The 15727-nt window shown below is 44.9% G+C and carries 10 protein-coding genes and 1 pseudogene; 5 read left to right on the top strand and 6 right to left on the bottom strand.

Features of this window, described 5'->3' with window-relative positions; all coding sequences use genetic code 11:
- Positions 1-4 precede the first annotated feature (4 nt).
- Both OZ401_RS19025 and OZ401_RS19030 read right to left on the bottom strand, forming a co-directional pair.
- Positions 5-781: an enoyl-CoA hydratase/isomerase family protein gene (locus OZ401_RS19025; protein ID WP_341470100.1), complete on the bottom strand. Its 777-nt coding sequence runs from the start codon at positions 779-781 to the stop codon at positions 5-7.
- 39 nt (positions 782-820) lie between these two features.
- Positions 821-1717, bottom strand: a complete 897-nt coding sequence (locus tag OZ401_RS19030; protein ID WP_341470101.1) for a 3-hydroxyacyl-CoA dehydrogenase family protein — start codon at positions 1715-1717, stop codon at positions 821-823.
- Between the two features lie 559 nt (positions 1718-2276).
- On the opposite strand from OZ401_RS19030, the gene pstS reads away from it, so the two are divergent.
- The 4 genes from pstS to pstB (OZ401_RS19050) all read left to right on the top strand — a co-directional run bounded on the left by pstS (position 2277) and on the right by pstB (OZ401_RS19050) (position 7673).
- Positions 2277-3587, top strand: a complete 1311-nt coding sequence (pstS, locus tag OZ401_RS19035) for a phosphate ABC transporter substrate-binding protein PstS (protein WP_341470102.1) — start codon at positions 2277-2279, stop codon at positions 3585-3587.
- Between the two features lie 126 nt (positions 3588-3713).
- The gene (gene pstC / locus OZ401_RS19040; RefSeq protein ID WP_341470103.1) at positions 3714-5819 is read left to right on the top strand and encodes a phosphate ABC transporter permease subunit PstC; all 2106 of its coding nucleotides are present in this window, start codon (positions 3714-3716) and stop codon (positions 5817-5819) included.
- A gap of 134 nt (positions 5820-5953) precedes the next feature.
- Complete coding sequence (pstB, locus tag OZ401_RS19045) at positions 5954-6766, top strand: phosphate ABC transporter ATP-binding protein PstB (RefSeq protein WP_341470104.1); 813 nt, start codon at positions 5954-5956, stop codon at positions 6764-6766.
- A 34-nt stretch (positions 6767-6800) separates the two neighbouring features.
- Entirely contained in the window at positions 6801-7673 is an 873-nt protein-coding gene (gene pstB / locus OZ401_RS19050; RefSeq protein WP_341470105.1) for a phosphate ABC transporter ATP-binding protein PstB, read from the top strand.
- 221 nt (positions 7674-7894) lie between these two features.
- Here the strand turns inward: pstB (OZ401_RS19050) and OZ401_RS19055 are convergent, their stop codons facing one another.
- From OZ401_RS19055 to OZ401_RS19070, 4 genes and pseudogenes are all read right to left on the bottom strand, one after another.
- Entirely contained in the window at positions 7895-9520 is a 1626-nt protein-coding gene (locus OZ401_RS19055) for a glycosyltransferase family 39 protein (protein WP_341470106.1), read from the bottom strand.
- Entirely contained in the window at positions 9465-10505 is a 1041-nt protein-coding gene (gene moaA / locus OZ401_RS19060) for a GTP 3',8-cyclase MoaA (protein ID WP_341470107.1), read from the bottom strand. The genes OZ401_RS19055 and moaA overlap by 56 nt, the downstream gene beginning before the upstream one ends.
- A gap of 63 nt (positions 10506-10568) precedes the next feature.
- Complete coding sequence (locus OZ401_RS19065) at positions 10569-11543, bottom strand: hypothetical protein (protein WP_341470108.1); 975 nt, start codon at positions 11541-11543, stop codon at positions 10569-10571.
- Positions 11544-11896: 353 nt separating this feature from the next.
- Positions 11897-12376: pseudogene (locus tag OZ401_RS19070) on the bottom strand (IS3 family transposase); the annotation flags it as partial.
- A gap of 418 nt (positions 12377-12794) precedes the next feature.
- On the opposite strand from OZ401_RS19070, the gene OZ401_RS19075 reads away from it, so the two are divergent.
- Positions 12795-15527 carry a S8 family peptidase gene (locus tag OZ401_RS19075; RefSeq protein WP_341470109.1) on the top strand — a complete coding sequence of 911 codons (2733 nt, stop codon included), beginning with the start codon at positions 12795-12797 and terminating at the stop codon, positions 15525-15527.
- Positions 15528-15727 lie beyond the last annotated feature (200 nt).

Raw genomic sequence — 15727 nt, forward strand, 5'->3', positions numbered from 1 at the left:
GCTCCTATTTACCCTTATAATCAGGCTTGCGCTTTTCTACGAAAGCTTTCGCGCCTTCTTTCTGATCTTCGGTAGCGAACAGGTTGGCAAAAGCCAGTCTTTCAATTAGAATCGCCGTATCAATTGGCATATCTGCGCCTTGATTAATGGCGGCTTTTGCCAACATTACCCCAATCGGCGGCTTGCTGGACAATTTCTTAGCCCAAGTTATAGCTTCTTCTCGCAATTGATCCACCGGGACAATCTTGTTTACCAGCCCGATGCGGTAGGCTTCCTGCGCATCAATTTGCTCACCGAGCAACACCAGTTCTTTGGCTTTGGTCATTCCCACCAAGCGAGTGAGCCGTTGCGTACCACCAGCGCCGGGAATAACGCCGATATTTATTTCGGGTTGCCCGAACTTTGCATTTTCAGCGGCAATCCGAAAATCACAACTCATTGCCAGTTCGCAACCACCGCCAAGCGCAAAGCCCGAAATTGCCGCGATGGTAGGTTGTGGCATGTTAGCAGTATAATCCCACATATTGCCTGCGCCAAAGGTTCTGAACATATCCACATTGGTAGCTTCGACAAAGCCGCTTATGTCGGCTCCGGCGGCGAATGCTTTTGGTCCACCGATGATAATAATCGCCCGAATTTCAGGGTCATTGCGCACCGAAGAAAGCGCGTCCACTATCTCATCGCGCAAAGTGGCATTTATAGCGTTCAATTTGTCAGGGCGATTGAGAGTGATTATAAAAACGTGTTCGTCACGCTCGGTCAGAATTGTCTCGTAAGACATGTTCTCCTCCTTCAAATCCATATTACCGGGTCAACCGCCCTACTTGTTGTACTCGTAGAAACCTCGTCCTGCTTTGCGTCCATGCCGCCCCTCTTTGACCATTTCTTCGAGAAAGGCAGGGGGTTTGAAACGCTCGTCGCCGGTTTCTTTATACCTTTGCAACATCACGAAATTCCAAACATCCAACCCGCTAAAATCTGCCAGTTCGAAAGGTCCCATTGGATGATTCAAGCCCAATTTCACAGCTTTATCAATATCTTCGAAAGAGGCATAGCCACCGTCATATAGACTCATAGCCGCTTCCATCATATGCGAGAGGATATAATTGACGATAAAGCCGAACACTTCTTTCTGCATCAGTACCGGCTCTCGCCCGATTCGGCGGGTCAGTTCCATTGTAACTGCGATAGTTTCGTCGCTGGTATCAGGTCCTTTGACAACTTCCACCAGTTGCATTACCAGCACCGGATGGAAAAAATGCATGTTGCAAGCTTTATCCTTGCGTTGGATTGCTTCGGCGATTTTGCTAATAACTATGGTGCTGCTATTAGAAGCAAGAATGGTATGCGGTGGGCAAATCTTATCGAGATTTCTGTAAAGCTCGTGTTTAGCTCCCAAATCTTCGAAAATAGCTTCAATTACGAAATCGGCATCACCTGCGGCTTCTTCCAAACTGGTAACGGCTTTAACCCTTGATAAAGCTTCATCGCACTGTTCTTGGGTCATTTTGCCCTTATTGACTCTCGCTTGTAGCAATGCGCGATTGCTGGCAAGGGCTTTATCTAATGCAGGGGCGATAGCATCGGTCAACGTTACATCATAACCGTTCAAAGCACACTGCTGGGCAATTTGGGAACCCATCGTACCCGATCCTACCACGCAAATTCGGCGCACCTGTTCAATTGTTAGGCTGCGTCCATTCTGGTCACTTGTCATCTTTGACTTACTCCCTTTTGATTTTTTACTGAAAAATAAAGGAAACCACCCGCTTCCGCAGGCTTAGCAAGAAGCAACTAACTTTAGAGGCAAATAGTTTGTGCAGTAAGTATCGCTATGGCGAGTATAAGAGACAAAAGCCGTATGGGTCAAGTTGAAAAGGAGTTAAAAAAACTTTTACCAACTATTAATTACTTGTTATTAGTTCCTTAAAAAGGGTGTGTCATACTAATAGTAGTTGGGTTAAATATAAATGACTTCCCTTAGCACAGTAAAAATGAGCCTAGAATTGAAACAAGAGATTAAATCCTTTTGCCTGAAGCGAAAACCCCAACAGCTTTTAACAAGCTTCCGTTTAATGTCAACGAAGGCAGCACCTTTGTTAACATTTTGTTAACAAGTTTGAAATTATCAATAACAACTTGTTAAAGACTCCTTTATAAGTCTGAAGTACGATATATAGATGAGATTGTGAAAAACTGTTCGAAGTCTATTTGTGCAGAGATATATTATCTCTGTTGACTCAAATCTAAGTTTCCTTTCAAGGAGGGAAGATCACTTGTTTTCGAGAACCAAATCGTTGAACCCGAAATTTTTAGTGGCTCTAGCGCTTACCCTAGTATTAGCGCTGGTATTGACGGCTTGCGGTGACAATACTGCTACCCCCGTTCCTGCCACTACCGCTGCGGCTACCACTGCCGCCGGAACAACTACAACAGCAGCAGCTACCACTGCGGCTGCCACTACCGCTGCGGCTACCACTGCCGCCGGAACAACTACAACAGCAGCAGCTACCACTGCGGCTGCCACTACCGCCGCTGCTACCAGTGCAGCAGCTACCGCCGCCGCTTCTGTAACACCTCCGGGTGGCTACAAAGTTACCGCTAACGTCACTTTGAGTGGCTCAGGCGCTACTTTCCCTGATCCCGCCTATCAACAGTGGCTCAAAGATTTCGTAGCTGTTAACCCCAGCGTAAAATTAACTTACACCGGTGTCGGTAGCGGCGCTGGTCGTAAGAGCTTCTTTGCCGGTGAGGTTGATTTTGCCGGTTCCGATGGTTATCCTACCGATGCTGAAATCACCAGCTACGGCAAGCCCATTCTTACCATCCCGATGACTCTTGGTGCAGTAGTGCTGGCTTATAACCTCGATGGTGTTACTACTCTGAAGCTCAGCCCTGATACCATTGGCGCTATCTATACTGGTAAAGTCACCAAGTGGAATGATGCCAAGATTGCGGCTGAAAACGCTGGCGTAACCTTACCTGACCTAGCAATTACCCTTGCTGTTCGTCAGGATGACTCCGGTACTTCTTCAGTTTTCTCTAACTGGTTGGCAGAAGTTAGCCCTGATTTCAAGGCTTTGAACGCTGCCGGTAGCACTCCCAAGTGGGAAGCTGCTGGTCTTAACCCGGTAAAAGCTCCTAAGAACGACGGTGTAACCGGGCTAATCAAACAAACCAAAGGTACCCTTGGTTATATCGAATCTTCCTATGCTCAGGCTAACAATATCCCTTACGCTTTAGTCAAGAACCCTGCCGGCAACTATGTAAACGCCAGCGTGGAAGCGATTAGCGCCGCTGCGCTTGGTGGCAGCGTGCCGGATAACCTGAAGCTGAAGGTAACCCAGAGTGCCGATCCGAAAGCTTACCCTATTGCTTCGACCACCTGGATTATTATTCCAAAAGAAATTGCTTCTAAAGATAAAGCTGATGCAGTGCTACGCTTCTTGTGGTGGGCTACTCAGGATAGTGCCCCGATAGAAACTGCTAAGAAGCTCGGTTATGCTCCGCTGCCGACTGCGGTTCAGGATAAAGTTCGCTCAACTTTACTGACCGTAACCTCTGGCGGCGCCCCGGTTCTTAAGTAATTTGACTACTGAAAGGTAGGGACAGGCGCTATACCTGCTCCCTGCCTTTTGGTTTCTATAACAACTAATTATTTTCTGATCTAAATTTTAGATACCGTTCTCGAAACCGAGGAGAGTTATAAATAAATGTCAGTTGAAGCCCCGCTTAAACCCAGAAAGAAAAGCTCTTCGTTTATTTCAAATCCCGGGGATAATGTATTCGTCATTATAACGGTAATTTTCGCGCTGATTGTAATATCTCTGGTAATTATCTTCGCTGTGAATCTGTTGACTGGTTCATGGGATTCTATAGTCAAAAACGGTATCAGCTACTACACCACCATAGAATGGTCTATAACCAATGATACCTACGTTTTTGGAGCATTGAACTTTATTTATGCCTCGCTAGTTACCTCAGTTATCGCGTTAATAATTGGCGGCGCTATCAGTATCGGCTCGGCAATATTTCTAGCAGAGTATGCTCCTCCATGGCTTCGTACCCCTATCGCCTTTATGATCGAGTTGTTAGCAGCTATTCCCAGCATTATCTACGGTTTCTGGGGTGTGCAAATCTTGTCTCCGATTTTAGGGGGACCGGATGGGGTTGAAAAGTTTTTAAGCAAGGTACTCGGTTTTCTGCCGATGTTCGGGGATAAGGTAACCAATACCTTTGGTAAAGATGTAAACGTTTCCTTTAGCGGGCGTGATATTTTCTGCGCCGGGATAATTCTTTCGATTATGATTATCCCGATTGTAACTTCAATTGCGCGTGATGTGCTACGCACCGTTCCCGATAGCCAGCGTGAAGGTATGCTGGCGATGGGCGCAACCAGATGGCAGGCTATTACAAAGGCGGTTTTGCCTTATGGTAAAGGCGGGATTATCGGCGCATTGATACTGGGGTTAGGTCGCGCTATCGGCGAAACGGTGGCGGTAGCTTACCTTATCGGTGGCGCAAGCAGCTTCATCGGACCAAATAGTTCAATTTTTTACAGCAGTGAGACACTACCCGCCAAAATTTCCAATAGTTATGGTGAGATTACCAAAGATACCCAGTCAGCTATCATACAGTTAGGCTTTACCCTCTTTGTGATAACACTGGTTGTAAATATGATTGCGCGGGCAATGGTGGGTAGTCAGGTAATGCGCCGCCCTTCTACAAACCAAAACTCCATATCAAACATATTCGGTCAGCTTGGAAAGTGGTTTGGTTTCTTCTTCTTCCCTCTTGCCATAATGGTACTTTCGATATACTTATCTTTAGCAGTTTCTTTGATTATTGTGGGAATTTGGACAATCGTAAAAGCGCTACGGTTTCTGGAAGTTCGGGCTGCTACTCAAGGTAAGCCTTTTCCACGACCTTTAGCCTTGATAGGAAATCCGAATAAATCGTATGGTTTTCGCAAAAACAGCGATAAGTTAATGACCGTCCTGATTTCTCTCGCCTCAGTTATTGCCATAATTCCACTAGCCAGCATCTTGATATTGGTTACGGTCAAAGGTTTACCGATAGTTTTTCAGGATGGCTTCTTGACAGGTAATCAGCGTGTTTCCCCTTATGGTATAGGTCACGCTATTTTAGGTACTTTGATAATGACCGGATTGGGAGCAGTAATCGGCATACCGGTTGGTATCTTGGCAGGCATCTACCTTTCCGAGTTTGGTAGAGGGCGTTTCGCCAATCTGGTGCGATATACCGCAGACGTATTACAGGGTATTCCCAGTATAATTATGGGTATTGTGGTATATACAATTGTGGTTCAAGCGCGTTGGTTTAGCGATCCCAACCTAACCAGTCCTTATAATGGAATTGCTGCCAGTATTGCCCTAGGTATAATGATAGTACCGATTATTACTCGCAATACTGAGGAAATTCTAAAGCTAGTTCCTAATAATATCAGAGAAGCCGCGCTGGCATTGGGTATTCCTCGTTGGCAGGCAGTGGTTACAGTGATTATACCGGCAGCTTTTAGCGGGGTTATGACCGGTATTATCTTAGGTTTGGCGCGTATTGCCGGCGAAACCGCCCCGTTATTGCTAACTGCGCGTGGGAATAGTTACTTACCTGACTCGCTACAACAGCAATATCCCGCTGTAACCTTGTATATTTTCTTGCAGCAAAATGCCAATAAACCTGAAGAAATTGATAGACTTTGGGGCGCCGCGTTTATGCTGGTTTTGATGATTATGGTTTTAACTTTGGGTGTACGCTACCTGACCAGAAACAAGCTTGGCACACGTCTTTCCAACTAGCAAGTCAAATTCAGCAAAGTATTGGGTATGCCAAGAATATGTTTAAGTTTGATTAAGTTTTGAGCATAACGTTTGCTAACCTATCAACCTGACTGTATAATAGATTAGTATATATAATAAAAGGAATAGTCTTAATGAGTGCTGAAGCCCCAATATTAAGCGGCGTTAGCCGTAAGGGACAGGGCATAGACATCCAAAAAGTAAATATATTTTACGGTAAGAAGCAAGCTGTCCGAAACGTAAGTTTGCATATTGAAGCAAACAAAATCACTGCTTTTATCGGACCAAGCGGATGTGGTAAAACCACCCTTCTACGTAGCCTGAACCGCATGATTGAAACCATCCCCGGTGCGCGGGTTGAAGGCAAAATCATGTTGGATAATCAGGAAATATATGAAAAAGGCTTTGATGCTGCTCTACTCCGTCAGAAAATCGGTATGGTTTGGCAGCGTCCTAACCCCTTCCCTTCCCTTTCCATTCGCGAAAATGTTATTTCAGGTTTAAGAATAGTTGGAGAAAGCAATCAGAAAAAGCTCGATGAAGTCGCAGAAGACTGTCTTCGCCGCGCTTTTTTGTGGGATGAGGTCAAGGATAAACTTGATCAACCCGGTACTTCTCTCAGCGGTGGGCAACAACAACGTCTCTGTATTGCACGTACAGTCGCGGTTGAGCCTGAAGTAATTCTTATGGATGAACCTTGCGCTGCTCTAGACCCTCTTTCGACTCTTCGTGTTGAAGAATTAATGTTGGAGTTGAAAAAGAGTTATACCATTGTGATTGTCACTCACAATATGCAACAGGCAGCTCGTGTTAGTGACAAAACGGCTTTTATGCTTGCCGGTGAAGAACGTGTCGGTGAGCTTGTAGAATACGCTGAAACAAAAAAGGTATTTATAAATCCAAATGATGAGCGTACAGAACGATATATCAGTGGGCGGTTCGGTTAAAATCCCGAAAGATGGAGTAAATCAAGGAGTTAGTATGTCTGATAGCCTAGTAGGGCACTTAAGCACGGGCATAAAAATAAACACAGTAGTTACCGGAATTGCGGCAGAAGCTGCTGAGGAGAGCGCTACCGGATTAGTAACCAAATTCGATGTTGAGAATCTTAATTTCAACTATGGTAATTTTCAGGCTCTTCGGAATTTGAATGTAAATATTCCTTCCCGGCGTATTACCGCCATTATAGGACCTAGCGGCAGTGGTAAGACTACCTTCTTACGCTTGCTTAATCGCATGAGTGATATGACTCTCGGTTCATGGCATACAGGTGAGATTCTTTTGGATGGAATCGACATCTTTTCCCCCGATCTCAATGTTGTTGCTTTACGTAGGCGCGTAGGGATGGTTTTTCAGAAGCCTAACCCATTCCCCAAAACCATTTATGAGAATATTGCTTATGGTCCTCGTATGCATGGCACTCATAAGAAGAAAGCGGAAATGGATGAACTGGTAGAGCATTGCTTAAAACAAGCGGCGTTGTGGGATGAGGTAAAAGACTCTTTACATAAATCTGCGTTGGCGCTTAGTGGTGGTCAGCAACAACGTTTGTGTATTGCGCGCGCAATCTCGGTTGAGCCGGAAGTAATCTTGATGGATGAACCAGCCTCCGCGCTAGACCCGATTTCCACCATCAAAATTGAAGAATTAATGATAGAGTTGCGCCGCAAATATACTATTGTAATTGTTACCCACAATATGCAACAGGCGGCACGCGCGAGCGACTATACAATGGTGTTCGTAATGTCTCCCTCTCGCGCTGGTGAAATTGTCGAATTTGGAAAAACCCATGATATTTTCACCAATCCTCAGCATGAGAAGACCGAGCAATATATTACAGGTCGTTTTGGTTAGACTCGGCTTGAGCTTGAAACTTTTCCCCTCTTTCGCTTTTAGAAGAGGGGATTTTTTTATAGAAATGCTACATTTAATTCTGCAATCTTTGACAGCGTCTGTGGTATATCGTGAACTATATAAGAGCAAATGAAGTAATTTCCGGCTTAAATTCTAATATTCTCAGGTAGTTTAGCTAACGATTGAAAGTAATCAAACAACTTGATTCTTTTTCGTTTATTTTAGTTCTCGAGAATATCTATAAGTTCGTAGATTACCCAGTTATTAGGACCGACTGACCTAACCCTACGGTAATGGGAATCAATAAAGTCAAACAAACTTAACATATCTTCTTCGGGATAAAAATAAATTTTCCCGTTTCGATCTTTTTGCTCTTCAGGAAGCGCACTTTTCCAATTCTCCCTAGCACTAGGGTCTAACGGAGGGATATTAGTCTCCGACCCTGCCGTGTCAATAATCAGACGGGGCTTTTTTTCATCCAGTTCTTTTTGCAGCTCATCAAAAAGTACCTTTGAACTATAGCCTTTGGTGTAAAGAGGTAGTTGGTAAATATAGCGGGTAGGTGATTCCCTATGTGCGAGATAATTTACTACTGGTAAAGAACCCCATGTCAAAACACGGTCGCTTTCATTGCTATGGGCTTTAATATAAGCTACCCCTTCCATTAAGGTTTGCTGAGTGTTACTGTGTAATTGGAAGAGTAGTAGCCAGCCCCACAACGGCAAAATACACAAGGCACCAAGCAAAATAAGTGTTATAGGCAGTTTTAAGGGATTAGGGTTAAGCCGATGCAGGAAAATATGGGTGCTAAATCCAACTAGCAAAGCCACACCCGGAATTAATGATACATAATATTGAGTGAAGTTTTTGCCAGAAAGAGCTGTTAGGATTAATTCGAGCGGAAAATCAAGCAAGCACACTAAAACTAAGGCTTTTACTTTAGGTTCAACGGAAAGTTTTTTAAATACTATAGCCATGCTAATAAGCAGCCATAACGGGATTACTAAATACACCAATTCATTTTTAGCAAGTCCCTCGCCGAGGGTAAGTAACTTTACGGTAAAAGGTAGGTTCGTGTATGCGGAATTGTAGATAAGTGCAGCATTCCAAAAGTATGATAACGCCCCGGTTAACCAGAGATAGAGCAAAACAGGACTAAAAACTAAACTTGCTCCGAATGAAGCACACAGTATATAAGTACGGAAGGTTTGACGTGGTTTCTTCCATAAAGAATACAAACCAATTGCAATAATGATTCCAATCAGAGTATATTTTAGAATAAATAATGTCCCAAAAATAACTCCCATATAAAACCAAAACTTATTGCTTATCTTTTTTGTAGTAGTCCTGAAGTAAAGGTAGTAAGCTGCAAGCAATAGAGGTAACGCATAGCTTTCGGGTGTATTTACAATTGAAGTGAGAAGCGCACCGATCAGTAATACTGTAGTACCTGCCAACGCCGCAACAAAGCTAAAAGCTTTTTTCAGGAGGTCGAAACAGAACATAACAGATAAGATCAGGGTTACCACATTTAGCAACCACACTCCCCAAGCAGTACCAAAACCAATTATTTGTCCCAGTGCATAGATAATGAAAATTCCCGGTGGTTTGTGATCCCACATATCACGATAAGGAATAGCACCTTGCAAAATGTGATCACCGAAATAGAGGAAAACCCCGGTATCCCTATCCGGTACCGGATAAATTGTAGGTGAAAAAGGCAGTAATATAAGCAATACCAGTGCCGTAGAAACAGATAAAAGTTGTAATTTCCCGTTGTCTTTAACCGGATTACCCCCCGATTTGTGACATATTGCGTTTGGTGCGCTTGAAAGCTTCGCCGTCATTGATAAAATGCTTTAACTCTTTCTGCAACACAGCGCGGCGGATAGTTTCTGCTAGTACTTCATCGCTTGCACCGCTACGCAGCACCGCTTTGAGATCGGTTTCAATATGACCGAACAGGCAGGTTAGCATCTTGCCCTCCGCAGTCATACGGATACGGTCACAATTGCGGCAGAAAGGATGCGATACCGGATTGATAAAGCCGAGTTCGCCTTTGCCGTCCCAGAAGCGATATTTGGTAGCAGTCTCGGCAGGGTCATCGCTAGGGATTTCTACCAGCTTACCGACATCACGCTCGATGATAGCTTTAAGCTCATCTCCGGTCAGTACCATTTCACGATCCCAAAGTTGGTCGGCATCTAGTGGCATAAACTCAATGAAGCGAATTGAATAAGGTTTGCGGCGTGCCAGCAGTGCGAACGGAACGACCTCTTCCTCGGTAAAGCCACGCATTGCTACTGCATTTACCTTGATGGGAGTAATAGTTGGATATTTTTCCAGTTCTTCCAGCCCTTGCAGTACCCGCTGCAAATCATCACGGCGCGTAATTTGGTGGAACTTGTCACGGATAAGACTATCGCAGCTAACATTTATTCTGGTCAAACCGGCTTCAGCGAGGTCTTTAGCCATATCTTTGAGCAATACCCCGTTAGTGGTAAGGCTCAGGCTTTTCAAACCCTCAATTTTACTTAGGCGAGAAATTAGCAGCGGTAAATCCTTACGAACCAACGGTTCGCCCCCGGTGAGTCGTACTTGGTTTACCCCCATACTCACCAGCAGGCGGGTTAAGCGCTCAATCTCCTCGAAGCTTAGTATTTGTTCGCGCTTGAGCCATTCCAACCCCTCAGCGGGCATACAATAGACGCAGCGAAAGTTGCAGCGGTCGGTAACGCTAATCCGCACATTGCGTATAAAACGTCCAAAACTGTCGTGCAAAGGTTCGCGCGTTAGCCTGGCAACATTGCCGGAATTGGTATCCATCTCCATTTAGCTTTCCCTCAAATTTATAAGGACAAACTTCGATGCTATGGCGAAGTTACAATATCGTGGTTAGCGGTCGGTTGGACCAAAAAAGTCAGTATCATTAGGTGATACTTCTATAGTATTAAAAACCCCGGCGTACTTTTGCGCCGCTTTCTCCATCTCGTGCTGGTTAAAGCGTCCGCTGATATCCTCGAACACTTGGCGATAATGCGCTATCGGGTCAGTATGAATCGAATAGCGGTCATCAAACTGAGTGGCATTGAGCGCATGTGCTATTAGGCGGGCGCGCCCCTGCACAGCAGAAACAGTGGTGGAATAGCGTTTCGCTACAGTTGCACCTTCAACCTGAAAGCGGTCAAACAAACTTATCAGATACTCAACCGCTGCGGCATAACTTGTCAAGCTTCTTTTCAGCACACTCCCCGACTTTGTGAGAAAATCACGCCACAGGCGAAAAGCGTTGAGCAATTCATCCAGATTAAAAAGCCCTTCACGCCCTTGCATCTCCTTCAAAAAAAGACGCTCTACCGGGTCGAGATTTCCTTCTTGAAGCGGCAGAGAGGCGTAACCCTGATAATAATCCAGCACAGTACGCTCCACAAGAACGTTCGGATCGAGGGGTGCACCGGGAGTACCGGGCAAAACCTCAAGAATTGACCATGCGCCGGATGATTGCTGCTGCAAAAACAAGCTCGCCCCTAGCAAACATTTCAAATGACCTTCGCCCTGTTCTAAAGGTTCAAGCACGCCTAGCACGAGCAAACCAGTATTGCCTTGCGTTTCAAACTCAACAGGCGCAAGTTGCCCTAATTCACTGGAATCCTCGAGGCGCAGTGCGATTCTGAACAAATTTGCCCCGAAAATTTCCAGTTGCATTGCAGCAGGGCTACCCGGTAACAGCAGGTCCTTGAGGCAATCAATTGCTTCGGTGCGCACCGCCATAACAAACTCAGCCCCTATACGCGCCACTTCTTGAGCTTGCTCTTGAGCTTGCCTGCGTTTTGCCGCTATACCCCTATCAAGTTGGATAAGATTGTCCAAAGGTGAAGTTTTCTTTCTATTTACTTACCATCAACCCGGTACTCAGACTTTGACCATTATAGCATATTGTCCCTGCCTCATTACAAATCAAGTATCTTTGTAAATCACAAGTTGCTGAATAATTAGCGGAACCAAAAATAGTTAAGTACCTAGGGAAGTGTGTACTGTTTACCCGTAGCAGCACCCGAGAGTGCGGAATTGGCGTTTGTAGAGTGGTGTCAGTGGGAAAGCAGGAAGCACCGCAGATAAGTTTTGAAATGACCCAGTTTGTCAAGACAAAAATAAAAGCTTGGTTAAGGAGTGATACAGTCCTTTCTATAGAACTAATAATGTTAAATAGCTAGTAACTCTTTTTAGCTCTTTAACATAATTACTGGTGTCACGGTATTGAAATAAACCTGAGCCGGTGTCTGATATTTCAAAGCCTGATGAGGTCGAGTATTATTGTAGAAATCGAAATACTCACCAATCCCTAGCTTTGCTTCTTTGGGGTTCTCAAATTGTGCTAAATAAACACACTCATATTTTAAGGAACGCCAGAGCCTTTCGGTGAAAACATTACCCAGTGCTCGCCCACGTCCATCCATACTTAACTTTACACCTGCGCCCAATACCAAAGCAGTGTATTTGGGACTGGTAAAATGACTACCTTGGTCACTGTTAAAGATCTCCGGTTTTATTTTCGCCAACGCTCGCTTGGTAGTTCTAGGCACAAAATCGATTTCCAATGTATCAGATAATTCCCAACTTACCACATATCTGCTGTACCAGTCGATGACAGCCACCAGATAAAGCCAACCGTGTTTGAGTCTGATATATGTGAGGGCGGTACCGGTCGGTGTTTGAGCTCAATTTCTCGTTCGGTTGGTGCTACTGAGCGGTAGTACAAACTGGAACGGCTAATTCCTAGCAACTCACTTTTTTTTCTAACCACCTGAGCGGTGTAGTCAGGCGACCTATTTCGGCGTAAAGTTGCTCTCTTTCATGCTGTTGCTTAAATACCTACACCTGCAAGCTCTTTCTCTCCAGCGGGAGCAACAGGTTATTGCTCTAAAAACGTTTGTTGCAACAGCCCTGAATTTTCTAATCGAAAAATAATGCTAGGAAGCGTATTGTGCTATAATTTTATATGGAGGAACTATAATTCAGTTGAATCTGAAGCAATAATATAATATCTCCACTGTATAAGCTTTGTTGTGTACCACTTCTTTCCGGTTCCAATCCACTTCAGCCAGAAAGGATTAGCCCTTTATGATTAAGAGATTATCGCTCTCATGGGTAGTAATTATAGTGCTCAGTAGTATTGCTACGGTTTTTCCAGCAATTACTTTTGCAGAATTACCCAAGCTCTCTGCTCCTGTCCAGAAAATCGTTGATCGAACTGATGCGCTGGTTGCGGGTGGAGCTGTAAAACGAAGTTGGACATGGGGTAATTATTTTGATGCTAAGACCGAACCTTACAAAGAGTCTCCCGGAGGCGCTAGGCAGGTTTTTTATTTTGATAAAGGGCGACTTGAAATAAATAACCCTGCTACTGACCCCAACAATGATTTTTACGCCACTAGCGGTTTGTTGGTGCGCGAATTAATTACCGGGCAAACTCAACTTGGGGATTCAGAGTTACAAGCACGCGAACCTGCCGATGTGGTGCTGGCTGGCGATAATCCCCCGCTTTTAGCCGATTCGCCTACGTATGCTTCCTTAAAAGAGTTGGTCAGTTTTGACGGCAGTTGGAAATCGAACGATATGACCGGCAAGGTGGCAGGCGCTACTCTTAAGAAGGGCGGGCAGGTTGATAATAGCCTCGTTCCATTTAGTCAGGTAAAATACGCACAATATGACACTGCCACCGGGCATAATATCGCCGATGTTTTCCAGAAATTTATGGATAGCAATGGGCAGGTAGTAATAAACGGAAAAGCGGTTACTGCGCCACTATATAATCCGCTTTATGTATTTGGACACCCCATTTCCGAAGCTTACTGGGTCAAAGTAACGGTGGCGGGCAAAGAACAATCGGTATTGATACAGGCTTTTGAACGCCGCTTGCTTACCTATACTCCAAACAACCCACCCGAATTTCAGGTTGAGATGGGGAATCTAGGACGTGCCTACTTCCAGTGGCGTTATAGCGCGGCACAACCTGTCCCTGCGGCAGACCCGCTACCGGAAGCGCCTCAGGATACCCCCGGCTTGCAACTTTACAACCAAATGACCAAAAATATGAATTCGATCAGGTCGTTAAGGTTAGAGCGCCGGGTTAATAACCAGCTAACACAGGTGGACGAGTTTGTTAAGCCAAATAAACAACGTACTACTATATACGGCACCTACCAAGGGCAACCAGCCTATGAGCTGGATATTCAAATTGAAAACCGCCTTTATTTCGCTTTATTTGCCAACAACAAACAGGTAGGAACTTGGCAATATGTTGATTATACAGAACCATTGCGTTGGCCCAACTTCTCTCAATTAAGTCTCAATGATAACTCATTTGATTTCAAGATCGGTAACGATACCAAAGTTGGTAACGAAGCCGCAAAAAGTCTGATTAATACTGGCATCCAGTTGGATGGGTCTCAACAGGAACGCACCCGTATTATTTCTGCGGTTACAGGCGTTTTATTGCAACGCAATACTGTAGCAAAACTGGGTAATGCTACCAGCACTGAGGCATTGAGTTATCTTAATTATAACCAGTCGATTGCTATTGATGCGCCAAAGGGTGCAGTACCCTATACCGGTTTTTCGGTTTCAAGCCCGTTAGCCAGAGATCAATTTGTACCAAGCTCAATTGGTGCCGATGATACTGCTTCTTTGTACAGAAAGGTTTCGCTATATACTAGACCATTAGCAGCGCCCGGTGAAATTGTAGTGAAGTTTAAGAATCCTCAAATATCCGTCCAATCAATCCAAAACGATTTGATGGGTGGTTATGCTTTAGAGGATGTTGCTCAGAGCGATATCTGGACGACATTAAAGCTTGCCCCCGCAGCGGTTCCAGCGGCACTAGAACGCTTGAACAGTGATCCTCGCGTTGAATATGCCGAGCCGGCTTATTACTCTTTTACCGATACGGTGGTTACACCAAACGATGCCAACTATGGTCAACAATATAACCTTAAGGCTATAAAAGTGCCTCGTGCTTGGAGTATCTCGACCGGAGGTGATGTTACGGTTGCGGTTTTGGATAGTGGCGTTGATACCACCCATCCAGACCTTGCCCCAAATATTGCCGGAACTTTCGACTTTGTTGATGGTAGTTCTCCTAAAGCCGATCCTAATGGGCATGGTACAGTCGTTTCAGGCATAATTACTGCAAATGGAAATAACGGACAATTCGGGGCTGGCGTAGCTTGGAAGAGTAAGTTGCTGGTAGTACGGGTGATGGGTAGTAACGGAACAGGGCGCAATGAAGATATTGCAAAAGGAATTCGGACTGCCACAGACAACGGTGCTAGAATTATCAATTTGAGCATAGGTAGTTCCGCTGACTCAAAAGTGATGCGTGACGCGATTCAATATGCCATTGATAAAGGCGTAATTGTGATTGCTTCATCCGGCAATAACGGCAATGATAAGCCCAATTATCCGGCGGCTTATCCGGGTGTAATATCTGTTGCAGCGGTTGGTAAACTCGGTACTCCTGCTTACTTTAGTAGTTATGGCAGCACTGTAACCTTGACTGCTCCGGGTGTAGGTATTTGTAGCACTGTTCGTCTGAATAATTTCGGTTGTGAGGACGGCACTTCCTTCAGTGCGCCAACCATAGCCGGAGTAGTAACTTTGATGCTGGCGGTTAACCCCACCCTTACCCGCGATCAGGTAAAAGCTATTTTAATAGCTACTGCAACACCTGCTCCCGGTAGAGGCGTTGGCGAATTTGATTACCAGTATGGGTATGGCACTGTCAACGCTTATGCGGCAGTGCGGGCGGTTGCTACAAACCAGTTTTTCAACCTTCCAGCGGGTATCCGCTCCTAATAGGGAGGAAGTAAATAAACTCGTGCTTGTTCGGTGGAGATGGGTACGAGGTTTCGTATTAACACAAACCAATATAATAAGTCGCCGGAAGTTAGCCTTAGCAACTTCCGGCACTGCTGTCTGGTAAGGATACCAAACGGGTTTACAGCTAAAGTATAAATTTTTGATGAGGTGCTAATATAAGCAAGCTGGCAGAAAAT

This window comes from Candidatus Chlorohelix allophototropha (genome assembly GCF_030389965.1).
Taxonomy (GTDB): Bacteria; Chloroflexota; Chloroflexia; order Chloroheliales; family Chloroheliaceae; genus Chlorohelix; species Chlorohelix allophototropha.